Source organism: Delftia sp. CH05 (assembly GCF_009827015.1).
Classification (GTDB): domain Bacteria; phylum Pseudomonadota; class Gammaproteobacteria; order Burkholderiales; family Burkholderiaceae_C; genus Comamonas; species Comamonas tsuruhatensis.
Genome location: NZ_WUMG01000038.1, coordinates 24729 through 50041, shown reverse-complemented (window position 1 = coordinate 50041; position 25313 = coordinate 24729). Strand labels below are relative to the sequence as shown.

The following is a 25313-nucleotide window of genomic DNA, read 5'->3' as shown; positions in this document are numbered from 1 at the left end:
CGATCCAGATCGGGTTCATGGCCGGGCCCTCCACTCCAGGCAAATTTCTGCGTTCGCGTCTCCGCGCAGCTGTAGGCCGGGCAGCACGGTGGACACGCCTGCCGCCGTGCCCCGGTTCCAGCGCGGGTTCTCGCGGCAGGCGCCGGCAAGGTCGCCGGCATTGGCCTTGCGCAGCAGCGTGCTGGTGCTCAGGTTGGCCGCGCCCTTGTTGTGCACGAAGTCCAGGAACTGGCCCTGCACGAACGGGTCGTAGCTGGGCCAGCGGGTGAACAGGCTGCGCGCCTCGCGCTCGGCGGACAGGTAGCGCCCCCGCTCCAGGTAGTAGCAGTCCGAGGGGCTGTACCAGCGCCCGGCCACCACCTCTGGGCCGGTGATGCCGTTGCACACGGTGAGCGGCTGCCCGCGCCCCAGCTTGTCGATGTAGGGCGTGCCGATGTGCTTGCCCGAGGACTCGTAGAACTGGCCCAGCACCATGGCCACCTTGACCGCGTTGCTGGTGCTCGGATCTGCCGCCACGGTCTGCACGTACTGGTCGCGCAGGGCCTCGTCGCTGGTCTGCCGGGCCACGTATGCGCCTGTGCCGCCCAGGCCGGCGAGGATGGCCAGGGCCGCCAGCCGGCTGGACAGGAATGCGGGCACCTTGCTCACAATGCACCCATGTCGGTTGGAGAGGTGTCGAGCTCTTCGCGTGCCGGCCGGAATGGGACACCGGTCTTGCGCATCAGCTCCATACGGAGAGCGCGCTCTGCCGCCTCGTCTCGGGCCTTGGCCTCAGAACGTCGATTGGCTTCGCGTCTGTAGTACCAGTTCACCAGGGCGCCCAGCAGAGCCACGGCAATGCCGAGCAGGCCGATCGCCTGGGATGAAGCAAGCGCGCCAAACAAGCCGACGACAGCGCCACCACCGGTGGTGCGGCTGCCGGTCGTGGCGATCATGTCGAGGGTTTCAGTTTTCATGGCCCCGATGATTCCGGGGCCTGGCCTTTTCGGCGAACCCTACACGGGGGCCGCAGGCCAGCCGGCCGCGACATCGATCTGGGACAGCGCCAGGGCGTCGTCGGCCACAGCGTCGATCTGGTCTTCGATGCGTTGCCGAGTTCCGGTCAGCAGCCCGTGCACTTGGCGGTATGCGTCATCCTTCTCGCGGATGCGCTGGGCCAGCACCAGACGATCCAGCCCGCGTGCCAGTGCTGCAGCGTCGATCCAGGGCGTGGCCGCCGCCGAATCCGCTTCAAGCGCCCTCGCCTCCTCGGTCTGGACAGGCCAGGATTCGCGCTCGCTCAGGGGGTAGCCGGCTGCGATGACTTGCATGCGCCTGCGGTACTCTGCGGCCAGGGCCTGGCGCAGGGTCGCAGCAATTTCGGCAGCAGGCCGCAGCTCGGCAGGTAGCGGAACACCGCCGGCCGCGAGCCAGGCCTTGTACGCCAGGAAATCTGGATTCCAATTCGGATATTCAACTGAATCGGCAGTTGGAACCGTGATGCGATCACCGCCACGCGAAAAATATACGTGTCCCTCGCCAGATAGCTGGTATGTCATAAATAGAGCCCGCCGGAATCCGTTGTGCCTGCAGAGTTACCTGGGAGGTAGTTCGCACCAGCGCCGTTGGTAAAGACAACAGAATTCGAAGCTACGGTATATCTCTTTCCGGTTGCAGTTCCGCTGATTGACGTGCTAAACATATTTAGCAACCCGAGCACGACGCAAGTAACAAAAGAGCCTGAAAAATTGACGGTACCGGAGAGCGTCAACGTTACCTGATTGCACTGGATTTCGGCCTTGACAATGTAGTAGTGATACGTTGCACCTCCGATGATCTTGTAGCTGCTCATGACACGGATGTACCCTTCGCAGCGGACATGTATGCTGCAAGTGCCGAACACCAAATTTCCGATCAAGACGATGGAGCCCGTCTTGATATAAAGACCGTTGCCTGTAGCTGTCAGGCGCAGATCTTTGATGAAATATGTTCCGACGGTGCCATCATTTGTAGAAATCGCATCACCACCAGAAGAGATGATCACATTATCCGGGGAAGATGCATTGCCGGCGATTATCAACTGTCCCCCGCCGACAAACGATTTCAATATCACCGATTGGCTATAAGTTCCATCGGCAATCTGTATAGTGATGTTGAATCCGCCGTTGTCCAGAGCACTTGCAATATCTACAGCTTTCTGGATGGTGGCGAATGCCCCACCAGCGTTGTCTGCGAGGCCCGTATTGCTGTCACTGCCGTCGGTGCGAACGTAGTAGGTGCGCGCGGCGGTGAGCTGCTCGCGCACGCCGGGCAGCGTGTCGCCCGCGGGCAGCTGGCGAATGCGCCCGCCGACCCTTACAAGTGGCCGCCGTGCAGTCATTTCAGAGGGTCACGTAGCCAAGGTCATCCGTGACCAGCTCGGTCGCGCTTTTGGCCGTGCCCAGCTCCTGGCAGACCTTGTTCGCATTGGCCGTGTCGGCAGGGTCGAGCGCCGCCGTGATGACCCCGCCAGCAGTACCCAGCCAGTAACGGCTGCCAGGTGTCAGGCCCGTGAGCGCGGAGTTCGTGGTGTCCAGGGGGTAGACGGTGGCATTTGCAGCCGAGGCCACGGCATCCTTCACAAAGCCATCGGCTTGGCGGCCGTTGCTGTTGTCGGCCAGCCGCACGTTCAGCGCACCAGCATTGGCATGGAAATTCACGAACTTGCCCGCCCCGATGGCCTCGCTTGCCGGTGCGATGGTCGTATTGGCGCCGATCCCGGCGGGCAACAGTGAGGTGTCCAGCCGCCCGTCCGATCCAGTGGCCACGAGCTTGCCGGCATCCGCTGCGCCGGCAGACACGGCCAGGCCGAACAGTTGGCGGGTCTTGCCCGAGACGCGGGCCAAGAATCCCTGGGTGGGTTGAGTTGCCATGGTGCTTACTCCAGTGAAATAGGGTCTTGCAGGTTCAGGGTGATGCGCGTGGGGGATGTGGCGGAGCCGATGAGCAGGTCAAAGCCACTAGTGGGCGGCGTCTGGGTGAGCGCACCATTGGCGCCGAGGTACACACGGCCGGGCACCCAGTTCCAGGCGGAGTCCTCAATGGCACCCAGTCGCTGCACATTGACCAACTCACCGGCTTGGGCCGCCGTCAGCGTGATGCCCAGCAACAGGTCGATGTGCACCGCATCGTCAGCGCTCAGCGCGCGCACCACGCCATTCAGTTCGTACACCGCGAGCAGGGCCGACAGGTTCGTGCCGGCCGTTCGCTGCACCGATGCGCCGCCGGCAGGGCCGGGCTCGCCGGGACGGCCAGGAGGACCCTGCTCCGCCACAGCCAGGATCTCGATTTCCTCGACCTGCTCGACCAGCACCGAGTCCTGCGCCTCTTCGGCCAGGATCTCGACCTCTTGGACGATCAGCAAATCAGTCACGGGTGACCTCCGGGCTCACGCAGCAGGAGCCTTCGGCCAGGCGAGTGACCTCGCCGCCAGGGTGGACGATCTCCAAATCGTGAACACCACCGCTCCAGGTGATGGCGGCCGTGGTGCCGGCATCGATCAGCAGGTCCACCGTGCCAGCGGCGCCTCCCAGGGCAATGCGCCCGTTCTCGGTGGTCAACTCCAGCAGCGCGGCCGTGGACTCCACCTCCTCGCGCACCTGCATACGGGCCGTGCAGCCCGTCAGGTCGATAGGGGTCTTGTCTGGGTTGAGCCAGCGCAGGCGCCGCCGGAACGTGGCGCCCTGGTAGATCGTGAAGTTGAGCTTGGCCGGCTTGGTCATGCCCCGCAGTTTCCCGGCCAGGGCGCCAAGGAGCGAACCCTAGCCGGGGGCGGCATCAGATCTGACCGTTGTAGCTCCAGCTGACGCGGCCATCAATCTGGGCCTGAGCTGTCACCATCGACAAGGCGCTGGCCAGTTGCTGGGCCTTTGCAGTGAGGCCCACCTTCGCAGCCTCCATGCGCGCATCGTTGGCATGGGTGACGGCATCATTGTTGGTTCTGGCAACCTGGTACGTGATGTTCATCCCGGCTTCGTATTGCTTGATCTCGGACTCCCATCGACGCGCATACGATGCCGCCTGAGCCTCAGCGGCAGTTGCGCCGATGCGGTAGCCGTCGACAAGGATTGCGGACTGCCGGGCCGCGCTTTCGGCACGGGCCGTGGCGGCGGACAGGCGAGCTTTCCACCCGTCCCATTCGAGACCCTTGGCCGAGATCAGGGCCTGGTACCGGGCCACCTCGACGCGTGCCTGCTCGGCCTGGGCGCCCACCTTGGATGCATAGGCCTGCGTGAGCGCACGATAAGCGTCCACCTTCGCAGTCTCAGCTCCCACCTGGGTCTTGTAGATGTCAACCAGTGCTGTCTGTGCATTGACCGTGGCCACGAAAGCCTTGACCTCTTCGCCCCCGGCCTGGATGCGTGCGCGCTCGAGCTCGACAAGGGTCTGGGCCGCGCCCACGCGGGCCTTGTAGATCTCGACCACCGCCATGCTCCCGTCGATCTCGGCGCGGTAGCGGTCCACCAGGGACTTGTTGATGTCGGCCTTGGTCTTTTCAGCCTCCAGCATCGCTTTGTAGACATCAACCTTGTTGAGCTCGGCCCGGATCACCGTGTCATAGGCGGCAGCATAGGCCTGGTAGCCGGCCAGCAGCGCCTTGTAGTGCTCGACCGCCGCATTGAAGGCGGCCAGGGCATTGTCTGCCGTGGTCTTGGCGGTCTCGAAGGCCAGCATCTCCAGCTTGTAGGCGTCGTCCAGCAGCGTGGTCTCCAACTGCAGGGCCTGGGTGATGGCGTCCTTGACGTTCTGCTGCTCCATCTCGGCCTGCTTGATGGCCACGTCCCGCGAGAGGCCCGAGAGCTTGTCGTGGAACTCGCGGCGAGCGTCTGCCAACTGGCCCGCCAGCGCACCGCTGGGCAGCGGGAAGCCCAGGGCCTCGGCGCCGCGCAACACCTCCTGCTCGCGCGCCAGCGCCAGGGCAGTCTCACGGTCGCGTGCACGATCCCAGATCTGCTGCTCGACCGCCGGAGCGATCCCGGAGCCGCCCTGGATGCGCGCATTCAGCGAGGCCTTCAGGTTGTCCAGCAGCTGCGAGGCGTATTTCGCCCCGGGCTTGTGCTGGAATGGCGCGGGCTGCAAGACGGACAGCGTCGGGATGTCGTCCAGCTTCTCCAACCAGTCCTCGTGCAGGTCAACCCCGCCGAAGGTGTGCGTCTGCAGTTGCAGGAATTCCGGCGCACCAGGCAGCACCACATCCGGCGCATCAGGCACGGCTACGTCCCGCAACTGAGGCAGTGTCGGCGCCTGGCCGATGGTCAAGACAGGGGCCTGCCCGAAGTTGAGTGTGGGCGGCACCACATCGAACCCGTCGATGGGCACGTCCCGTATCTGCGCCGACAGCGGCCCGGGCATGTCGGCGGGCTCCACAAGCGTCGCATCGGGCAGCGCTGGCATATCCGGGATGGGCGGCAAGTTCGGCGCAGGCAGCGTCTGCCACCGAACGTCGATCTGCGAAGGCTTGTAGAGGCTGTTCCTCAGATCGTCCGTGAAAGACGCAACTTCCTTGGAGGCGGCGTCAGCCATCGCCATGCTGCGCTCGTACTTGTCCTGGACGATCTCTGCGGGTCCATTCAGATCCAATGCCATGTCAGGCTCCTACGCGACGGTTTTTCGAAGACACGGTCGCAACCTCAATGCGATCGAGCGTGAAGGCCTGGCCCGCCGGAGTGCTCAGGCCAAAGCCCAGGTAGTTCTGGCGGATGCCGCGGCCCGGTTGGCACCGAGTCTGGCCGGAGCCCACGAGCGGAAAGCTGTAGCTCCACCGCTCAGTGCCAGGGCCCAGCACCGAGAACTGGGCGCAGCCGTGGCCGCGCATCGACAGATAGACCATCTCCAGGTGCTTTTTCAGCGTGTTCTCGCGGATGGTTGCTGGCAGCCGCAGCTCGGCGACGATGGGTAGGCCGTCGTCGGTATCGCCGCTGGCCAAGGCATATAGGCCCGTGGCGCTGCCGCCATGGGTCGGTGTCAACGCATGGAAATCGTGGCGCGTGTACTCGGACACTGCGCCGCTCAGGGTGTTGCATACGACGGTATTCATACTGAGAAAATCTCCGCATTGCTTCGGGCCTTGACATTGGGGGCGGCGGGCAAACGCATCAAATCCTGGATCTGCTTCACACCATGGTCGTCAACGGCGAAGATCCAACTCCGCCGTACGGCGCGGGTTTCCTGCAATACCTCCTGCAGATTCACAACGATAGCGCCCGTCATTGGATCAGAAGCAAAAATAACGACATGGCGATAAGGACCCATGGGGTCAAAATCCATGGTCAGTACGCTTGAATTATTGAGCGATACATTCAGAGAGTTTGACTCGGAATAGACATCTGAAGTGAGTTCCTTCCTGTATCCGAATTCGGCATCTGGATCAGTTACGTATTGCCACGCGGTACTACGGACCTTGTTTTCTTCATAATAGATTCTAAATTTGTAGTCCAGATCATCGAACAGCAGAGATTGCCCACCAGTGTTAATCATTTCAGAGCCTTCTCCACTGGCTGTTGTGGACACTTCCGTGGCGATGGCTTCGCTTTGCAAAGAAAATGAATCACTGTATTGAAGGGTAGTCCTGTCACCGCCAAAACCGCTCACAACATCAGTGCGGCGACGAGTTTCGCTACTAGAGCCAATCGTGTGCAATGGCGTTGTCTCTGTAGGAACCGTGATAATACTAAAAGAGGAGTATTTATCAGAGTAGCTTGAGACGGAAGCAGTACGAGTCTCATCCTCCCCAGACAAAGGTAATCCACGTCGGCTATAAGCCCAATCCCCTTGGGTGTAGTCCTTGAAGACAAATTCACCCGAACCGTAGTCGCGCCCCGGACCTAAATAGCCATTTACCGTATCCACGGGGGTTGTGCTGCCGTATTCGGCGCTGCCGTCGCCATAACCGAATATGTCCCAAGTCTGCCTATTATATCCGGGTTCATTGGGCGTTCCGGACTCCTCAACCTTGAATGATCGATTATAAAATACACCAGTCTGCCTGCTACTGGGAAGTTCTCTCACAACAGAAACTCCAACGCTAGCAGTGGTTATTAAAAACAGGACGAATTTTGTCTTCCCAGACTCATATGCGATTGCTCGCGCAGACCTCCCATCAGAGCTGAATGTTATCGTCCTGAAATCCAACCCCAATCCGGGCGGTAGCATTTCTCTCCAAACGACTTCGCCAACATAATCGCTTCCACGTTGTACGATGGGCCCAACACGTAATTGCATCCAGTATCTGGCAGGGGAAATTGCGTCCGGCTCAATATCAATATGCATGGAGTATTTCTTACCGCCTCGCTCGGTGTAAACGAATGGGATAGGCGACGTTGCAGAACCAGATACCGCTACTTGAACAGACTCCCGGGACACAGCGACATTTTCTTGCATGTCGTCGTACCAGTAGGCCTGCCCATTGAGACTCACTGCCGAACGTATGAAAGGGATGTTTTGATCAGCCACCCCTTGAACACCTGCGAAATAAACCCGACCCGAGCCGTCTGCATTCACTGCCTTGCCGCCCTGCAGCACCTTCCTCCTGCGCACGCGCCAGCGGCCTGAAGGTATGCGGCTACCGCGCACAACTTCAGGCGTGAGCAGGTACAGGGCTGGCGCGTCGCTCTCGACATGCCCAGGAATTGACTTGCCCTCCAGGTCAGTGAGCACGATGGCGATACCGCTGTTGCGTTCGCCCTCATCCGCCTCTTCGGTCCAAATTTGCATAGTCGTGGAGTTGCCCACGCGCACGATGCGGTATGCAGTCCCGTCGGGCAGGCGGCCGGTCTCCACCGGGTTGGGGGCCTGTGATACCCGGGCCTGCATGCAGAAGCGATAGAAGGTCGCCTGGGCTTGGCCGAGCTGGTCCTGCGTGGGCGGTGCGCCGTGCACACGCAGCGCGGCAGGCGCCACCGGGCCGATGGGCACGCCGCCGGACTTATAGGTGTGCGGGTCCCAGATGCTCATTGCGGCACCGCCAGATACTGCGGGATGTCATTCACCACGCGGAACGTGGCTGCGACTTCGGCCACGGCCCCAGGCATCTTGAAGCGGTTGGCCGTGAGGCTGGCTGTCTGGCCGCCCGCGAAGCCGGCCACGATCTCGCCGCCTGCGATGCACACCATGGCAGAGCCCGATCCGGCGCCATCGCCCAGCTTCAGATGGCGGCCTGGCGCCGGCACGGCAGAGCCAGGCACCACAGGGCCAGTCTTGCGCTCCAGATAGGCCAGTTGGTCGAAGGTGGTCCCAGACAGGAAGACCAGATCCTCGGCTGTGCCCACATAGATGCCATCGTCCACGGGCACGATGCCGGTGATCGGCGCAGGCATGGGCCGGAAGTCGCGCCAGTCAGCAAGGTGCGGTGCCATGGGTCGGCTCGCCCACAGCACATTGCCCTGGGCGACAAGCACGCGCCCGCGCCACGCGGCGGTGATGGTGCCCACGGGGAACGGTTGGGCGCCCAGGGTTCGGCAGGGCAGCACCAGGGCCGAATTGGGGCCGCTGACTTCAAAGCTGCTGCCCGTGGCCACGCCGGCCAGATAGGCGCCCTCCCCGTCCTGGCCCGACAGGTACACGTTGAGCGCGTAGCCCTCGCGCACTGGCAGCCCATCCAGCCGCAGGCCGCCCTCGGCGATCTCGACGGGCGCGGAGCTGATGGCCGGTCCTTCAAGGTGGTCCGCCAAGCGCACATGGCTGAGGTGGTAGCGGTACTGGCCCCGGTGCAGTTGCCCGAAGGCCGCGTCTGGCGCGCCCAGGCCCGCCGGCGTGGGCACGCTGCGCTCCTGGTTGGCCAGGCCATCGGTCACACCTTGGATCAGGCCGTTGGTCCAAATCGTGCGGCCGTCGGGCAGGTTGCAGTACCAGACCCGCTCAGGCCCAAGGGATGGGTGGATGACGTGGCGTGCGCCGTCGGGATGGATGGCGGTCAGCTGCGCGCCCACGGTGGCGAGCAGGTAGCCGCGGGATTGGTGCAGGTTCTTGTGGCACAGGTCGGAGACCTGGGTGAGGCCGGCGCGGCGGGTGATCTCGCCCGTGAGCCCGATGTCCACGTTCTCGGCCGCCAGCAGCGCATCGCCGCCCAGGCGGTGCTCGGGCAGCACGTTGTTGATGCCGCTGAATTTCTCAAAGGTCAGCATGTGTTCTCCCTGGCCACGGCCGGCATGCCCAGTTGGAGCGGGAAGCCGGCGCGGGCGCGGACGGTGGTGGATGGCAGGCCCGGAGAGCCCAGCTCCAGGACATAGACGCTGGCGGCCAGCAGCTGCGCGGTAGGCAGCGCGATGCTGGCCGTACCCCCACGCACCAGGTCGATGCCATCGACCCGCAGCGCCACGCCCACGGATGGCGCGCCCAGCCCCAGAGGCCGGGCGGCGCCGGCCTGCAGGCGAATGCCCGCGGCAGGCATGCCGATTTCCAATGGATGAGCGCCCTGGGCCTGCAGGCGGGTGCCGGCGCCCGGCATGCCCAACGCCATCGGTTGAGCGCCGGCAGGCTGCACCGTGACGGCGCCTGGCTGTGCTGCTGGCACGCCCAGTTCCAAGGGTCGGGCACTGCGGGCCTGCACCACCTGATCGGGCGCGACCTGATCCAGCGTGATGACTGCAAAGTCCGTGCGCACGAGGTCCAGACCATCGATCACCAGGGCCACATCGAGCCCGTTGCGCACACGGGGCGCGCCCAGCTCCAGCGCCTGCGCGCCCTGTGCCTCCAGCATCGGCATGGCGACGGCCTGCCCGCTCGACACCAGGTCAATGCCCGGCGGCCGCAGGGCGGTGTTGTAGCGGGCGATGGCCTGTCCGGACGTGACCAGATCCAGGCCCGCAGGCCGCAGTGCAAGCGCAGCCCGTGGCGCACCCAGCTCCATCGGCAGCGCGCCAGCGGGCAGAAGTGCAGGCCGGGCAATCGCCTGCCCCGAGGTCACAAGGTCTATGCCGACCGTGGCCTCGCCAGCCTCTTCTGCGTTAATGGCAGCGCCGTTGATGAGCGGGTAGCTCATGAGTTCAGCCCTCGACGTAGAAGCCGCGCCAGTAGAAGCGGCCGGCGAACTGCCCACCAGCGGCGAGCGTATCAACTCGGAACGTCAGGGCGTTCGACAACTGGCCGCCCACGGCGATAGGAATGCGATGCGACTCGCCCCCGCCTGTGATCTGCGACAGCCCCACCGCATTTGCAAAACGTGTTGGCCGGGGATCGGAGGAATCCAGGTCGGTCCCGATGGAGACCGTGGGTGGCGAGCTGGCTGTGACCACGCTGGCGATGAAGCCAACCTCCTCCACAACGATGCGCACGCCCTGCAGCCGCACCAGCAGGCTCACTGGCATGGGCACCGGGACCCAATACCCTAGCGCCAGGTTGTCCGGGTTCAGCGGCACGTGCGTGCCAGCGCCCTGAAAATCTGGAGCGGCGTCAGCGTAGACAGGGCTGTCTTGATTTGTGCATGCCCAGTACTGGCAGCCATCCGGCGTGGCTGGCAGTACGACATCGCCGTGCAGGATGTTGCCCGCGGCCCAGGCCGGCGGCGTGCCCAGGTCCACGAACATGGAGCCACCCACGATGGACATGCCGTTGCCGGCGCGATGGAAGGACGAAGCGCTCGCCAGTGGCTGCGGCCACGCCTTCTTGAGCGCCGGATACCCCAGCGCCGCGAAGCGGTCCGCACCAGACAGGGCCGGCCCGAAGAAGCCATTGGGCTGCATCTGGACGAAGGTCTCCAGCATCCCGGCGGTGACGCGCACGCTGACCTTGGCGCCAGCGGGCCAGTCCATGGGGCCGCTGGCATCCCAGGGCAGCTCTACCCCGCGATCCACGATCAGGTTCACGCCATCGATCTGGCGGATGGTGACGACTTCCCACTGGCCGGGCATGGTCGCGTCCGTGATGGTGGCGCGCAGGGAGCGCGTGCCGCTGGGGTTGGCAAAGCCGTCCAGGCCCGCGCCCGTGGTCACGATCGTGCCGTAGCCTGGGTCGCCGCTGTCGCTGGTCAGGGCCGAGGCCAGCGCGGTCTCGGCGTTGTTGGAAAACAGGTCCATGGCCCTGCCCCTTACGCCGGCACCAGCGAGAAGATGCGCGCGGCGCCGTTGGACCACTGCACCACCAGGCCGCCACCATTCGTTGCCAGCGGCAGGCCCAGCACGTCGGTGATGCGCGCGATCACTGGCGACGTGGCCGCCGTGCCCGTGTCCTTGTACAGCAGCACGCTGCCGATGGTGGAGCCGGCGGCCAGCGCGCCGAAGTTGGCATCATCGGCATCGAGCACGCCGCCGGCAACGCTGCGCCCATCCAGGGGCAGCGCCGAACCGATGAGCGTGCCCACGTCCGGCAGGAACTCGTGCGCCGCGTCATAGACATAGGCGCTGGGCAGCAGGGCAACGCGGATGTTGTCGGCCGCAAAGTCGATGGAGCCGGACCACATCTTCTCCGCGCCCTTCGGGTAGATCGGCAGATTGAGCCGTGCGATCTTCTTGACGCCGTTGTCCCAGGGAATGGTCACGGCGCCGCCGTTGGTGGCCATGGGCAGCCCTGTCACCGTGTCCAGGAAGAACAGCACCGGCGACGTGGAAGTGTTGCCCGTGTCCTTGAAGATCACGACCGAGCCGATGGTCGAACCTGGCGCCAGGGCACCGAAGTCCAGATCGTCCGCGTCCAGCACGCCGCCGGTGATCGTCTTGTTGAGCAGGGGCTGGGCCGTGCCGATGATCGAGCCGAGCTGGCTCACGAACTCATGCGACACGCTGAAGGCGTAGCCGCTGGGCAGCAGCGCGGCCTTCAAGGTGTCGGTGGAGGCATTGATGGAGCCGGAGAGAAGCTTCTCCATGCCCTTCGGATAGCTGGTGTTCGACATTGGAAGCTCCTGCGAAGTGAATTCCCGCAGTCTTCCAATGCCGCCCTTTCAAGGCCAACCCTGCAAGGGGCAAGCGCTATCGCGCCTCCGCTGCCATCTCCCGCATCTGCTGACGCAGCGCCTTGGGCGAGTTGTCCGCAATGCGGTCTGTCCGGTCCTTACCCATCTCCCGCACCTTCTTCCACACGTCGGGCATCTTGACGACGATGGGCTGCTCCGGATTGTTCTTGTTCCAATCGGCCAGCCGTTCGCGCACGCGCGCCAGGGCGCCCTCGTCCTTGCGGAACAGCGCATCCGCCCACTGCGCCTTGATCTCGCTGCTGGTCTGGCTGTAGAAACTCTTGGACCGCTGCATGAAGCTGTTGGCTTCCTGCACCTCGGCCACGCTCTTGGGCTGGAAGCCGGCGGCCTTGGCAATCGCCTCGGACAGCGTGGTGTCGATAACCTTGTAACCCTTGGTGTCCTTGTACATGCCGCTGGCGGCCATGTCCGCGCCCTTGAACGCATTGCGCACGGCCGTGGGCGAGACCTCCAACGCCGCGCCAGCAACGTCGCCCGTCAGCACCTTGCGCCCAGCAGTGAACCCGCGCATCACCAGATCACCGGCGGGGCCGGCCACCTCCAGCAGATCCCGCTCGCGGCTCTGCTTGGTCAACAGCAGGCCGGTGCCGGGCAGCAGGTTGCCCATGCCCAAGCGCCCGGAAACATCGATGGGCGCGCCTGGCAGGCCCGAGACACCCTGCTCCAGGAAGTCGGCCAGCTCCTTGCCCACGATGCCCGCGAGCGCCTCCTTGCGCCACTGCTTGGAACTGAGGTTGTAGCCCATCATCTGGCCCACGCCGTCGATCAGGTCCTCGGCGTCCTCCATAAAGGGCACGCCGCCCGCACCGCCCATCAGCAGCAGCATGGCCAGGGCCCAGCCCACCGCGCGCTTGCCCTCTGGCCCTCCCTGCTTCCACATCCGCTGCATCAGCTCCAGGTAGCTGACGGAATAGGTCTTGAAGGTGAAGAGCGTGCCGCCCACGGCGCCGCGTGCCCACTGGGGCTTGTTGGCCTTGGAATAGACGAACTGGGTCTCCAGCACGGCCTTGCGCGCGAAGGCGCCTGGATCATCCATGCCCTGTGCCTTGGCGATGCGGAAGGCTGCGATGAATGTGGAGCGCCGGTTGAACTGCTCGGCCAGGGCGAAGGGCTGACCCCAGGCTACCTTGGCTCGCTCCCAGGCATTGCCTGCCGCCGCACGCGCATCGCCGGACTTGGTGCCGTCGCCCGAGCGCAGGCCGCCCGCGCCGCGCGCCTGTGCCATCAGCTGGTGCACTTCCTGTGGCGAGACCACGCCGTCATCCTCGGCGGACTTCAGCGCGTGGGCTAGGTCAGGTTCGTATTTCATGCCGCGCGTGCCCATGTCCTTCAAGGCCCGCGCCATCTGGCCGCTGGCCGCACGAATGCCGCCGAACTGGCTGAGCCAGGGTAGCGTCACCGCAAAGGGCTGGGTCATGTTGACCACGGCCGAGGCAAGCGAGCCGCCCAGGTACTGCGCGAACAGCATGCCGCGCACGGCCTGGCCCTCTTCCTGTGGATCGCGGATGTAGCTGCGCAGGCCCATGGCCAGGTCCTTCAGCTCGCCCTGCTCCTTCGGGATGTCGTTGATCGCGCGGTCCATGGTGCCGGCATTCAGGCCCGCCGCGCCCTGGCGCGCATTGCTGTAGATGAAGTTGGCCACCACGCGGCCCACGTCTTGGCTGTAGCCCTCGATGCCCTTGCGCTGGATCAGGCGCTTCAAGGCGCTGTGGTTGTTCTTTGTCAGCTTCAGGTATTCATCGAACACCTTGCGCGTGGCCGCGTCGGCTTCCTTGCCCACGACCATGTCCTTGAAGATCTCCAGTGTCTCGGGAGTGATGCCCGCGAACAGCTTGAAGGACTGCTGGCTCATGGTGCCCTGGGTGATCACCGCGCCGGGGAAGGCCTGGGCCATCTGGATCTTGGCCAGGTTGGCGTCCTTCATGGTCTCGTACATGCCGAAGTACTGGCGGTTGCCCTCCTGGTCAACCACGTCCAGCGTGTACCGCCCGAAGCGCGACAGCGGCGCATACCCCACGTCCTGCAGGTCCTTGGCTGTGGCCGCCCGGTCCACCACCATGTTGTTCAGCTGCAGCAGCCGTTCGGCCAGGTCCGGCTTGGCCTTGGCATCCTCCTGCAGCGTGGTGGTCAGCAGCTCCAGAGCATCGGACAGCTTGGGCGCGTCCAGTACCATGTCGCGCATTTCAGCGTACTCGTCGCCCAGCGCGCGCATCATGTCCGCGCGGGCCGTCATGTCGATGGAGCGGTCAATGGCCGCGCGGGCTTCACGGTACAGGGCGATCTGGTTGGGCGTGGCGCCGAACATGGTCTGCAGCTCGGCATCCGTCCAGACCGCGCCGGCCTTGAGCATCTTGCTCTCGAAGCGAGAATTCACCAGCGCTTCGTACTGGGCCAGCGGCAGCCCGCGCCACGCGCGCAGCATGCGGTCGTCCAGACGGCCGGCACGCAGCAGCAGCTGGGCCTTGTCGTCTGCGGGCAGGTTGCCGTACTTCTTGGTCAGCTCGTCCACCAGCACGGCCTTGCCGTCCACGTCCCTGCCCCACAGCAGCGTGCCCTCGAAGAGAGGCTTCGCCACGGCCTTGTTGTCGGCGGCGGAAACAGGCGTCTTGCGGTTCTTGCCCACGAGGTCGCCGATGGTGTCCACACGCGGCAGCAGGCGCGGCGCCCGGTCGGCCGCATCGTTGGCCAGCATAGACACGTCATCGATATTGCGCTGGGCGGTCTCGTAGACCGGCTTGAAAGCTGGCGCGCGTTCGGCCAGGTGGCGCATGGTGCCGATGGTCTTGTCCCAGACAGAGACCTTGCCAGGGTGGGACATCGTCTTCTGGAGCTGGTCCAGAGCGCTGTCCTTGATCTCCGAAAGCCGTGAGCGGCTGAAGCTCAGTTCGTCGGCGTCATCGCCTTGGCGAGGATTGCCTTGATCTGCGCGCTCGCTTGCGCGTCGTCCTTCTTCAGCGATTCGATCTCGGAGTCGCTCAGCCGGTTCGAATCGCGCGAGGTATCGGGCCTCAGACTCGGTGAGCGCGTCGAAGCCGTAGCCTGTGGCTGCACGGAATTGGTCTTCGAGGTCACCATGTTTTTGCCGGAGAGTTGCGAGAATTTCAGGAGAGAGCTGGATTTTTGCACTGTACTGCTTACCGGTCAACACAACCACGCCCACCACATTGCCTCCACCTTCATGAATGTGGCTGGCCAGGGCCGCGAACGTGCCGCCCTGCGTGAGGGTGTCATCCACCAGGAGGTAGTCGCCCGGCTCTACGGTGCCGGCGAAATCGACAGGTGCAAAGATGCGGTCCAGCCAATCAAGACCCGTGCGCTGTGCACGGTTCGCCTGCACGATGCCCGTCGCCGTTTCCAGGCCAAGGCGTGCCGCCAGGACTTCGGCCACGGCGCGCGGAATCTTGTTGCGACCACTGGACTCAACGGCAGCCACAGGCAGCACGCGCGGCCGCGCACCACCCAGCGCAGCTGCCACCTTCGCCGCCATCTCAGGCGTCACGAGGTCCACGGCCAGCCGCGTGGCCGCCGCAACATCCCCGCCCTTGGCCGCAGCGTAGTCGGGATGCTTCGATGCGCTGCCCAGTGTGCTGCCGATGATGGCGTCGGGCATGGCGGCCGCCGAGTCCGAACGGCTGAACACCGGCTCGATACGGTCGGTAGCGGTACGCTGCCCGCGCTCCACGAAATCGCGCGCCGGCAGGATGTAGCCCTGGATGATGTCGGCGTCCGACAGCTTCAGGCGCCCGAACCAGGGCACGTTGGCCCGCAGCCAATTGCGGATGGCGGCCACGGCACGGCGCACGAAATGCAGTTGCGGGGTCTTCTCGGCCATCTCGGCCAGCACTTCCTCGGCCGCATGTCGCCGGCTCAGGTCCGTGACGCCGCGCAGCCCATATTCCTTGATCTTGGCCGCTACCTCAGCTTGGCGCATGGCGGCCACTTGGTTGAGGATCTTGTTCAGCTCCGGCCCGAACATGCCGCGCAGGCCGTGGTGGCCCAGCACCTCGTGGTGCAGCACGCGAGCCGCGTCGGCGGGCGTGTTCAGCTTGCTGGCCAGCAGGTAGGCCTTGCCGCGCCAGTAGAAGCCCTCGGGCGCACCGGAGGCCCCGCCGCTGCGCTGGCGCAAGTCCGCGCGCCGCGCCGCCTCCGGCACAGCCGGGTCGGACATGTCGAAGGCCACCACCACCTCGGGGCCGTTGCTCCAGCCCTTGCGGATGGCATCTACTGTCTCGCGCACCTGGCGCACGGCCTGGGCCCGCGCCGCATCGGAAAACGCCGCCGGCTCGGGCCGCATGATGCGCAGCAGGTTGGCCATCTGGTCATCGGTCAGGCCCTGGCCATCGGATTCGCCACGGCGGAACGGCAGTTCCTCGGTGCGCTCCACAGGCCCGGCTTTCAATTCGCGGGCGCTCGGTGGCGTGGCATGGGTGCGCTCGCGCACGCCCGGCACATCCTGCCAGCCTGAGCCCTGCTTCTCCACCTGGCGTACCGTCACGCTCCAGACGCCATCGGCATTGGCCGGCGTGTATGAAACCACGCGGACATGGCTATCCCCGTACCCCTTCACGATGTTGCCCGGGGTGAAGTAGTCGGCGCGCGCCGCTTCCTCAGCGGCAGCCTTCTTGGCCAGGACGCCGCGAGGCTTCTTCGTTGGTGCAGGCGCTGCGCCGGGCAGCGTGCCGGCCGGCCTCTTCGTCTTCGCCGGATTACGCAGCCAAGCCTTGAACTCGTCCTGCGTCATCTGCGTGATCGCGCCCAGGCCCGTCCAGCCCTTCTCATAGTTGCCGAGGTAGGTGGCCCGCGCATCGGCCTCGTCGGCCGCACCCAGCACCACCTTGTGCTCATCGAACGAGCCATCGCGGTTCACCTGGTCCACGACGAACACCGGCAGGTCCGGGTCGCTCGCGCGGTTGGTCATGAACACGTCCACATGGTCCTTGTCCGCACCCACGGAACCCTTGAAGTAGCCGTAGTGGTTCTGCAGCGGAGGCCATTCGGGCCGGCGGCGGCTGCCGGCCGGGTTCTCGATGCTGATGTCCAGGCCATTCAGGCGGACATGGCCCTTCTTGTAATTGCCCGCTTCCTTCTGGGCCTCGGTGGGCTCGGGCAGGTCGTTGGCAGGGCTCGTCGCCGCAGCGGTGGCTGCTTCGTCCACAGCATCCAGAATCGCACTTGAGGCATCAGCGGCATTGCCTGTGGCAGCTGCACGAGCCACCACCTCTGACCGTTGAGCGGGCGTCAACTGGCTCACATCGAGTTCTTGCCGTGCGCCCTGCTGCAGCCCTCGGGCTGCCTCATCGCGCACGGCCGCTTCATCAAGCGCCCGGGCTTCACCCCTCAGGGATTCAAGGCGCGCGACCTCGGCGGTCAGCGCCTGGACGTCATGACCATTGGCTTTTCGCAGCGTGGGCGACAGCGTGGACGCTTGCTGCAGCTTCTGTTTCGCATCGCCAATTCGGACCTTGAGCTTTTCTGCATAGGTGCCAACACCTGCACCCAGCTCATCCACCAAGGACGGCGCCTTCCGGGCTGCAGGTGCTGCAGGTGCTGCAGCAGCATCGGGCATGGCGGCGGCAAGCTTCTCGCGCACCTTGGGCGCCAGGTCAGCCCATGCCCGCGTATGAGCGCCCGCCCGTGCTGGTGCGTTCAGCCCCTTCGCGGCCTTTGCCACAGCCTGGCGCTCGGCCGCCGGCATGCTGGTCCAGCGCTCGCTGGCGGCCAGCAGCTGGGCGCGCCGCGCCTCGTTGCCCTGCTGTGCGATGGCCACGGCCTGCTGCTGGCCCGCCGTGGGCGCTGGTTCAGCAGCAGGCTCTACAGCGGCAGCCTGTTCGCTGGAGCCACTTCGGCCAGGTACAGCAGGTTGCACGCCGGCAGCAGGCTGTCCGGCACGGCCACCTCGCGGCCCAGCAGGCTGCGCATCTGCCGCGCGTCCTGCCGGCTCACCGCCCCCAGCCTCCGCAGCAGCCGCAGGGCCTGGTGGGCGTTCATCTGCCAGCCGTACTGCAGGTGCGGGTGAATCATTGGTCTCTCCCTGCGGCGCCATGGCGTCCGCGATCTTGCGTTGCAGATCCGCATTCAGCCGCTCCCATGTGGCGCCAGGTAGGGCCTTGCGGATGACCGGCTTCAGGCCCTCAAGCTTTCCTGCCAGGGCCTTGCGTTCTGAGACGGGCATGCTGGCCCAGGCCGCGCGGCCGGCATCGATGCGCTGGGCTGCTGTTTGGACTGGCGCTTGAGCCTGCGGGCCTGGCGCTGCAGCTGCTTGCGCGCCATCGTGCTGAGACGAGGTGGTGCCATTGGTCAGCTCCTGCGCAGGGCCAGAACCTGCAGACGGCGCTCCTTGCGCTCCTGCTGCCTGCGAAGATTCCGCGCGCGGCGGCTGGGCTTGATCGGCTTGTGTGCCATCGATGCTTCCTTGCTGGGTGGATGGATTTGCGGATGCGGCCGGCGCGGTGGCCGGGGTCTGCTGGTCACGCTCGGCGCGGCGGCGCGACAGCTCGCGCGCCAGCCGCAGGCGCACGTTCTTGGCCTGCGCAGAGCGGAATGCGTTGGACAGGTCTTCATCCGTCCAGGTGGCCATGGCCCCGCCCGCGATCTCGCCAGTGGCAGGGTCTGCAGTTACCCGGCGCTCGGATGCCTTCTTCTTGGCTGGTGCGCGTTCCGCCTGCTCTGCGGCCTGGGCCATGGCACTGGCCTGCTGGGCCTGAGCCGCCGCGCCGGAGTCCACGGCAATGGCAGCAGCTGCAGACAGGGAGCCGGCAGCCGGGTCCAGCCCCATGGCGCGCGAGGGCGACAAAGGCGCCGCGCCCGTGGACTGCAAGATCTCGTCGTCTGGGGATTCGACCGCTCGATTGGCCGCGCTCTCCGCATCGCGCCGGTCCTGTTCTGCCGCGCGCTGCTGCGCCAGGGCTGCCGCGCCATCGGGTGGGGCGGACTGCGGCACCTCGGGCTCGCCGCCCTCTTCCTGCTGCAGCTGCGACATGCGGGCATCGAATTCGCGGCGCACGGCATCCAGGCCTGGATTCGGTACCAGAGCATCCGGCTCAGCCGCCGCGCCCGGCGCTGGAGCAGCAGCAACATCCGGAGTACCTGCTATGTCCGGTGAAGCCTGCCGATCCTCCTGGCCCGCCGCATCGACTGCCTGGCCGGCCTCGGCCGCGCCCGCACGTGGCTCGCGCGCCGCCCGATACCCCGCCGCGCCGCCGCCCATGGCCGCGCCCGACAGCGTGCCCAGCACCACTGCCGTATCCACATCCTGGGACCAGTCCTTTCCCAGGGCCAGGTTCTGGAAGATCTGCTCTGCCACCGACTGCGGCAGCTCCTCAAGGAAGCCTTCGGAGATGGCCCCTTCGATCACCTGCCGGGGAATGCTCTTGACCGCGCGCTGTTGCAGCAGTGGATTCGACGCAGCTGTGGCCGCGTCATCGGCGAACTGCTTGGCAATGCCCTTGTTGCCCTGGGCAAGCATGGTCTCCGCATCACCAATGCCCAGGCGCTGCGCCGCGCGCCCACCGGCATATCCGAAGCCGGCCGTGGCCGCACCCGTGGCTGCCGCCGCCGCAGCCTGGCCCGGGGAGAGCAGCCCGTCATCGGTTTCCTGGCGGATCTGCTCGGCCGCAGAGCCCGCGCCCACGATGCCCTCACCCAGAGCACCAGATGCTGCAGCGCCCTTGGCTCCAGCCTGGCCAAGCCGCGTGGCTGCACCCAAAGCGCGCGCCGCCACACCGCCCGCGCCCATGGCCGGCAGCGATTCAACGACCGCGCCGACGATGTTGGACGGGTTTTCAATAGCGGCCTTGAACTTGCCGCCCAGGCCCTCCGCCTCCTGGAACTTGCGCTGGGCTTCCTTGGTGGCGTCGGAATGCCATTCGTTGATGGCCTCGCGCGCCTGCTTGGGCCGGAAGCCGACAGCCCCACCCTCGTTCTCCAGGAGCTTGCCCGCGCGCCCGCCTGTTGCGATGTCGGCCAAACCGACAACAGCTTCTGGCACGGCCACGGCGCCCTTGGCTGCCCAGGCGGCCGCGTCCCGGACGTAGTCAGTGGCGGAGCGGCCAGGCGACTCTGGCTCGACAGGCTTTGCGCCCGCCTTCCACCAATCGCCGTCTGGTGAGGACGACTCAACGGGGCTTGCGCCCTGCTTCCACCATTCGTTGTCGTTTGCCATCCCCCCACTCTCCCCTCGAGGGGGAGAGTGGTCGAACCCTAGGCGGGGGGGGCGAGGGAAGATCGTGTGCCGCGCTCCTGGCCCTCACGCTGGGGCCTAGAGATCCCTACTCAGATGCCGCGGACCGGGACTGTGCTAGCCAGGTCCACGCTCAGGATCTGGAGCAATTCGCCGAATAACCACCAATCCCACTCCGAATTGTCGGAGACTAACAACATCACTGGACGGAATTACAGGCAATTGACCGCCGATGTACGGGAATTGCTAAGCAACTGGGCAGATTCGCCACAGGAGAGGTATCGTAGGGATTGCCGGTAGTGAAAAACAATTTGTAGCAAGCGTAAGTGCCGCCTATGATCTCTCTCATCCAAGGATCGGTCCTACAGGCCGATCGGTCTACCGACATAAGATGGAGAACAAAGGTTGTACTTGCAAGGAACTCATGGAACTAGTCGCTCTAAAGCTGACTCCATTATTGACCAGCAATCGTTCATCCCTACTGGAGATAATGGGCATGTAGGCCCTGGAATTTATTTTTGGGCCATCGAAGGAAATGATGACCGCATTGCAAGGCACCTTGCACAGGCTTGGTGGAAAAAGTATTTGGACGAAGAAAGGTACAAAGATGATGAAAACACTGACTTCGCTGTCGTTAAAGCCCACTTTATCCAACCTAACGAGCCTGAATATTGTGATGCCAGCACACAAGATTTTCGGAATTCTGTCCTTTCACTTGCCCCGTCTTTGTCCGACCCACCGAAATCGTTCGATGTGCCAACAGCTATCGCCACTGTAATAAACAAACTAGAAGCAGCGGCGGGTAAGAAAATTCTGGTACTCAAGGCGCTGGTTCAGACGCCGCAACCTAAAGGCTTCCAATCTCTTGTTGCCTTTTACTACAAAATGTCCGATGTTTACGTAATCCGACAGGGTGGCGAAAAACTTATAAAAAAGATTGAACTAGCTAACCCATAAATAAATAAATAAACAAATACAGAAGGTGGAACCAAAATGAAAGACCTATTAGCTCAAGTCATCGCTGAACTGAAGGCTCTGTCTCCCGCAGAACTAGCAGCAGAGTTTGCCAAGCACAGGGACTCGGATATCGCACAGGCCCTGCGTGAGATCGATGAAGTGGCTTCGCTGTCGTGCTCCAAGCTCGATAAGTACTTTGAAATCATGCGGCTACGCTCGTTCGCTCATGTAAGGGATGAGGATTTCCATACATATGCCCTGGATTGCGATCCAGCAAACGATGAACGATTTGCCCTTGCAGCGTGACTGAACTACACCCAATACAACTTCGTGAAATCACGGTGTCTCAATTGAGCATCGTGGTTAACGATTTCAACGAAGCGAAACATTACGAAGGCGAAGTGGATCTAGTTATCAAAGTTGGTACATCCGACTTTGACGAAAAAGACCCGTTTATAGCCGTCGGCATTGAGGTGAATGTTTCTCCACGGAAATCCGATCCTGAGGCCTCGGCCTCATTCGAGATTAAAGTTGAGCTATCCGGCCAATTTGAGGTGAATTATGAGCTTTTCAAGTTTGAGCACCTCAATCGCTGGGCGCAGATTAACGCACCTTTTCTTCTCATGCCTTTCGTTCGCGAGCAGGTCTATGGGCTCGCACTGAGAGCTGGAGTCAAGGGAGTGGTTTTCCCACTCTACACGCAGCCAATTCGTCCGCCGTCGAATTGACACACAAGAAAAAGGGCCAGATGGCCCTTTTTTCATGGATCATTCATGGCAAAGCATGAATTATATTTTTCGGACTGAGTACTTTTTTAGGGGTCTGAGAAATCATCCCCGATGGGATCGGCAATGGACATGTTGAAAAGGCTTTTGGCCACTGCTGTGCTGGGTTTCCTCTCCACCCCCTCGCTGGCCGCGGACTACGCCACCTGCCTCCTAGACAAGCTCCCTGGGGTGAAGAACGCGCCGGCCCATGCTGCCGCGCTGAACCTGTGTGCCCAGCAGCACCCTGACAAGTTCTTCGAAGTGCGCCGCGGCTCGGGGCGTGGTCTGCTGGGCCCGAAGTCTCCAGAGCAGTGCACGCTGGACAAGGCGCGCGACACCTCCTGGCAGCCGGCAGCTGGGATGATCATGCGCGCGTGCGGCTGCCTGTACACGCCGAGCGCAGGCCCGACGGAAATGTGCGAGCGGTATCCGCTGTCTGCGGAGATTCGCGCGCAGCACCCAGCCGCCAAGACCGATGCCGACCTGCTGAAGCTGGAGACGCACTACAGGAAGATCTACGCCGCGCACCCAGATGCTGATGCGCTGTTCGCGCGCAAGGACTTCTGGGCCTGGGTGACGCAGGACAAGGGCAGGGAACAGACCCTGACCAAGGGCTCCACGGCCGATGTGGTCAGGGTGCTGGAGGAGTTCAAGGGACAGCTTGACTGGTGGAAGCGCGACGCCGTCCCTCTGAATTAAGCCTTCCGATACTGCTTGCCATCGGGGCCAACATACACCGAGCCCGAGGGGAGCGCGGCAAGGGCACGGCGGCCCGCGTCGTCATTCGTGATGGTCTTGGGCCCGCCCGCCATGCCCGCATCCACCTGCTGCACCTCGCCCGTGACGGCGTTGTGCCGGATGATGCTGCCCTGGCTTGTGGAACCATCGGCATTCTTGACCGCAGGCGTGACCGTGACCTTCCAGGGCGACGGATCTGCATCGCCCCGAATCGCGCGCATGGACTGCTGAGCCTGCTGCTTCTGCTGGGGCGTGGCGTTGGGATCGAGCAGCGTATTGCGCAGCTGCTCTTCCTGGCGTTGAGCCCGGGTCTTGAAGCCGCGCGCTTCTGCCTCGCCCTGAAGGCGCTGCTGCTCGATGCCCACTCGCATGCCCGTGCGCCCGGTTTCCCCGGCCTGCTGCATGGCTTCGCGCTGCAGGCCGCCTTCCTGCTGGATGCCTTCGCGCGCCAGGCCCGCGTTCTGGCGCATGGTCTCGGCATCCAGTCCTGGCTGGGCCTGGCGCAGCGCCGAGTCGGTCTGCAGGGCTGCCTGGTAGGCGGCCACGGCCGGCGGCGGGCCGGACTGAGCGCCACCCCCACGGAAGCGGGCCATGCCTGTGCCGCTCCACTCGGGACGATTCGCGATGCTGCTCGCGCCGGTCTCCAGGTTCTGGAGGTCCTTGCGGGCCTGCCAGTCGTTGCCAGAGTGGGCGACGGTTGGAGCACGGAAGCCGGGGAATCCCAGGCGGGGCTGCTCGGCCTCGGTGCGCTGGCCGGGTGTGAAGCCGCGTGCGGTGTACTGGCTGGCCAGGTTCTCGCCGGCCGCGTCGTTGCGCCGCGATGGCAGGCCCCGCGGTTCGTTGCCCAGGGCCGCGCCCTGTGCGCTGTCGGAGAAGCTGTTGCCCTGACGGAAGATCCCGGGCTGGACTTCCTGCGGCGCGGCCGAGCTGGGCGGGCCCATGGTGCTGCCGGCGGGAGGCGTGGCCTGCGGCGTTGCAACTGAGCTTGCTGGAGCCGTGGAGGGCGCGGGGCTCGCCATCGTGGAGGCGGCAGCAGGTGCTGCGGCTGCGGCGGCACCGCCCCCGATCCCGGCGCCGACCGCAAGCCCGCGCGCGGCGTTTGTTCCGGAGTTGATGGCGCCACTGATTGCCCCACCCGTGCGCGCGAGGGCAGACGCGCCGCCGCCCAGCGCACCAGGCACGGCATTGGCCAGGTTCGACACATTGCGGCCCAGCTCGGTATTCATGGGATTGGACTGCGAGCCGTCTGGAGTCGGCGCCTTGGGGTAGCCGTCCGTCGGGATCTGGTCTTCAGGCCGCCCACCGTTGGCGAAGAACACCTTGGGCTTGAAGCCGCGCGGCACGAATGCCTGTTCGGGTGCTGGCGTGTGGGTGGCATCGACGGCGGCCTGCAGCGCGCCAGCGCCGCCCATGGCGTGCACGGTATCGGGCGGCAAGACGAATTCGCCCGGCTTGAACATGCCGGGGATGGAGTCTGGCGCCTGGTTCTGAGCCTCGGCCAGAGCCGCGGCCTTGCTGCGCGGGCGAAAGCCCAGCCGCGGCTGCTCTGCCGCCTGCGCTTCTCGCCGACCTGGTTGAAAGCCGAACATGATGGCTCTCCTCAAAGAATGATGGATTCGGTGACGTGAGGCTGGTCCTCACGGGTTTGCCGGCGCAAGTCGGAGTCGGGCCGGCGGCCGAAGTACCGCGTGAACTCCGCCTCAGCCAATGCCGCGCGCGTCGGGTCGAAACCATCGGCGTCTGGCTGGGAGAACGCACGGTGCAGGGCCCAGAGCACCAGCTTTTCATGGCTGAAGGCATGGATCTCGGGCGACTCGCCCGGGCTGCACATGGGTCGCATCGGAAGGCGGTAGCCCTCCAGCACCAGACGCCCATCGCGCGGCGGCGCCGGCACGAGTCGGACGGATCGCTCCCCCTGCACAGCCCAGCGCATGCAATCAAGCCGCTTGTGGCGCCACCCTGGCTGATGGCGGTCCAGCCATTCCGTGGAAACCAGCGTCAACTCCTGTGGTTCCCGCGCGCCGTCGATCTCGTAGGCGAGATAGGTGATCTCGTACAGGGCGGGGTGCAGAGGATAGGTGGCCTGGCCTTCCTTCACCGGCACTTGGCAGACTTGAGGGCGCTCAACTTCCAACAGAAGCCGGCCGCGCACCGCCGCTTCAGCCACGGCCTCGTTCAGCCAGGCTGTCACCAGTTCCTCGCCCCAAAGGTAGGGCTTCACGCAGTCTTTGGAGTCGGCGCGGAAGCGGTTGATCAGATCCTGGAGCGTCATATCAGCGTGCTCCGAACTGCTCGATCAGGTTGGCCACCTCGGCGCGCATCTTGGCCTCACCCTTGCGCGCGTCGAGCTTGACCTCGTACTTCGCCGCGTATTCGGCCAGGGCGCCCTTGTCCATGCCCTCGATGGTCAGCAGCATGGCCTCGGTGGCCGCGCGCTCTTGCTGCTGCAGCTGCTCTGCCTGCTGCTGGGCGGCGTGCGCTTGCTGGAGCGCTGCATCATCAGCCTGCTGGTCCGATGTGTCGGGCTGCTGCGCCTGCTGACCCTGCTGGTCGGCAGGCTGCAGCTGCTCTGCCTGCTGCTGATCGACGGGCGCGCGGCGGAACTCCACGAAACGCAGCAGCTTGCGCGCGACGGCCTCGGGCACCAACTTGGTATCGCCAGGCTCCCAATGGGTGGCAGCGTGACGGTCGTGATAGGGCTTCTTGCCCGTGTATTCCAGCTTGTCGAACTTCATGATTCGCTCCGTTC

22 protein-coding genes are annotated in these 25313 nt (G+C 64.6%); 4 read left to right on the top strand and 18 right to left on the bottom strand.

Annotation, left to right across the window (positions count from 1 at the left end; all coding sequences use genetic code 11):
* Window positions 1-15: 15 nt before the first annotated feature.
* From GRX31_RS23075 to GRX31_RS23005, 15 genes are all read right to left on the bottom strand, one after another.
* Window positions 16-648, bottom strand: coding sequence for a glycoside hydrolase family protein (locus GRX31_RS23075; RefSeq protein WP_160855057.1), 633 nt, complete (start codon window positions 646-648; stop codon window positions 16-18).
* Window positions 645-956 carry a holin gene (locus GRX31_RS23070; protein ID WP_160855055.1) on the bottom strand — a complete coding sequence of 104 codons (312 nt, stop codon included), beginning with the start codon at window positions 954-956 and terminating at the stop codon, window positions 645-647. Before GRX31_RS23070 ends, GRX31_RS23075 begins: the two co-directional genes overlap by 4 nt.
* Before the next feature lie 39 nt (window positions 957-995).
* Window positions 996-1310, bottom strand: coding sequence for a hypothetical protein (locus GRX31_RS23065; protein WP_237426757.1), 315 nt, complete (start codon window positions 1308-1310; stop codon window positions 996-998).
* 224 nt (window positions 1311-1534) lie between these two features.
* Window positions 1535-2359, bottom strand: a complete 825-nt coding sequence (locus tag GRX31_RS23060) for a hypothetical protein (RefSeq protein ID WP_160855053.1) — start codon at window positions 2357-2359, stop codon at window positions 1535-1537.
* A 1-nt stretch (window position 2360) separates the two neighbouring features.
* Window positions 2361-2891, bottom strand: a complete 531-nt coding sequence (locus GRX31_RS23055; protein WP_160855051.1) for a hypothetical protein — start codon at window positions 2889-2891, stop codon at window positions 2361-2363.
* Window positions 2892-2896: 5 nt separating this feature from the next.
* Window positions 2897-3391 (bottom strand): capsid cement protein, encoded by a 495-nt coding sequence (locus tag GRX31_RS23050; RefSeq protein WP_160855049.1) that lies wholly within the window; start codon window positions 3389-3391, stop codon window positions 2897-2899.
* On the bottom strand, window positions 3384-3740 hold the full coding sequence (locus GRX31_RS23045) for a hypothetical protein (RefSeq protein WP_160855047.1): 357 nt from the start codon (window positions 3738-3740) through the stop codon (window positions 3384-3386). The genes GRX31_RS23050 and GRX31_RS23045 overlap by 8 nt, the downstream gene beginning before the upstream one ends.
* A gap of 55 nt (window positions 3741-3795) precedes the next feature.
* Window positions 3796-5604, bottom strand: coding sequence for a hypothetical protein (locus tag GRX31_RS23040; RefSeq protein ID WP_160855045.1), 1809 nt, complete (start codon window positions 5602-5604; stop codon window positions 3796-3798).
* 1 nt (window position 5605) lies between these two features.
* Window positions 5606-6055: a hypothetical protein gene (locus GRX31_RS23035; protein WP_160855043.1), complete on the bottom strand. Its 450-nt coding sequence runs from the start codon at window positions 6053-6055 to the stop codon at window positions 5606-5608.
* Window positions 6052-7971, bottom strand: coding sequence for a hypothetical protein (locus GRX31_RS23030; RefSeq protein WP_160855041.1), 1920 nt, complete (start codon window positions 7969-7971; stop codon window positions 6052-6054). The genes GRX31_RS23035 and GRX31_RS23030 overlap by 4 nt, the downstream gene beginning before the upstream one ends.
* Window positions 7968-9140: a hypothetical protein gene (locus GRX31_RS23025; RefSeq protein ID WP_160855039.1), complete on the bottom strand. Its 1173-nt coding sequence runs from the start codon at window positions 9138-9140 to the stop codon at window positions 7968-7970. The genes GRX31_RS23030 and GRX31_RS23025 overlap by 4 nt, the downstream gene beginning before the upstream one ends.
* A complete protein-coding gene (locus GRX31_RS23020) occupies window positions 9134-9997 on the bottom strand; it encodes a hypothetical protein (protein WP_160855037.1) in 864 nt (287 codons plus the stop codon). Before GRX31_RS23020 ends, GRX31_RS23025 begins: the two co-directional genes overlap by 7 nt.
* 4 nt (window positions 9998-10001) lie before the next feature.
* Window positions 10002-11030, bottom strand: coding sequence for a hypothetical protein (locus GRX31_RS23015; RefSeq protein WP_160855035.1), 1029 nt, complete (start codon window positions 11028-11030; stop codon window positions 10002-10004).
* Window positions 11031-11041: 11 nt separating this feature from the next.
* Window positions 11042-11842, bottom strand: a complete 801-nt coding sequence (locus GRX31_RS23010; protein WP_160855033.1) for a hypothetical protein — start codon at window positions 11840-11842, stop codon at window positions 11042-11044.
* A gap of 76 nt (window positions 11843-11918) precedes the next feature.
* Window positions 11919-20084 carry a PLxRFG domain-containing protein gene (locus GRX31_RS23005; RefSeq protein WP_160855031.1) on the bottom strand — a complete coding sequence of 2722 codons (8166 nt, stop codon included), beginning with the start codon at window positions 20082-20084 and terminating at the stop codon, window positions 11919-11921.
* 423 nt (window positions 20085-20507) lie between these two features.
* Here GRX31_RS23005 and GRX31_RS23000 point away from each other — a divergent pair, with 423 nt between their 5' ends.
* The 4 genes from GRX31_RS23000 to GRX31_RS22985 all read left to right on the top strand — a co-directional run bounded on the left by GRX31_RS23000 (window position 20508) and on the right by GRX31_RS22985 (window position 22525).
* Window positions 20508-21059 carry a hypothetical protein gene (locus GRX31_RS23000; RefSeq protein ID WP_160855029.1) on the top strand — a complete coding sequence of 184 codons (552 nt, stop codon included), beginning with the start codon at window positions 20508-20510 and terminating at the stop codon, window positions 21057-21059.
* Window positions 21060-21095: 36 nt separating this feature from the next.
* Complete coding sequence (locus tag GRX31_RS22995; protein ID WP_160855027.1) at window positions 21096-21365, top strand: hypothetical protein; 270 nt, start codon at window positions 21096-21098, stop codon at window positions 21363-21365.
* Entirely contained in the window at window positions 21362-21787 is a 426-nt protein-coding gene (locus GRX31_RS22990; protein WP_160855025.1) for a protein-export chaperone SecB, read from the top strand. The genes GRX31_RS22995 and GRX31_RS22990 overlap by 4 nt, the downstream gene beginning before the upstream one ends.
* 123 nt (window positions 21788-21910) lie before the next feature.
* Entirely contained in the window at window positions 21911-22525 is a 615-nt protein-coding gene (locus GRX31_RS22985; RefSeq protein WP_202396689.1) for a hypothetical protein, read from the top strand.
* Here GRX31_RS22985 and GRX31_RS22980 read toward each other — a convergent pair.
* The 3 genes from GRX31_RS22980 to GRX31_RS22970 are packed head-to-tail and all read right to left on the bottom strand — an operon-like array spanning window position 22522 to window position 25299.
* The gene (locus GRX31_RS22980; RefSeq protein WP_160855023.1) at window positions 22522-24153 is read right to left on the bottom strand and encodes a hypothetical protein; all 1632 of its coding nucleotides are present in this window, start codon (window positions 24151-24153) and stop codon (window positions 22522-22524) included. The two genes, GRX31_RS22985 and GRX31_RS22980, sit on opposite strands and share 4 nt — an antisense overlap.
* A gap of 11 nt (window positions 24154-24164) precedes the next feature.
* A complete protein-coding gene (locus GRX31_RS22975; protein ID WP_160855021.1) occupies window positions 24165-24836 on the bottom strand; it encodes a phage adaptor protein in 672 nt (223 codons plus the stop codon).
* A 1-nt stretch (window position 24837) separates the two neighbouring features.
* Window positions 24838-25299, bottom strand: a complete 462-nt coding sequence (locus GRX31_RS22970; RefSeq protein ID WP_160855019.1) for a hypothetical protein — start codon at window positions 25297-25299, stop codon at window positions 24838-24840.
* Window positions 25300-25313: the final 14 nt, after the last annotated feature.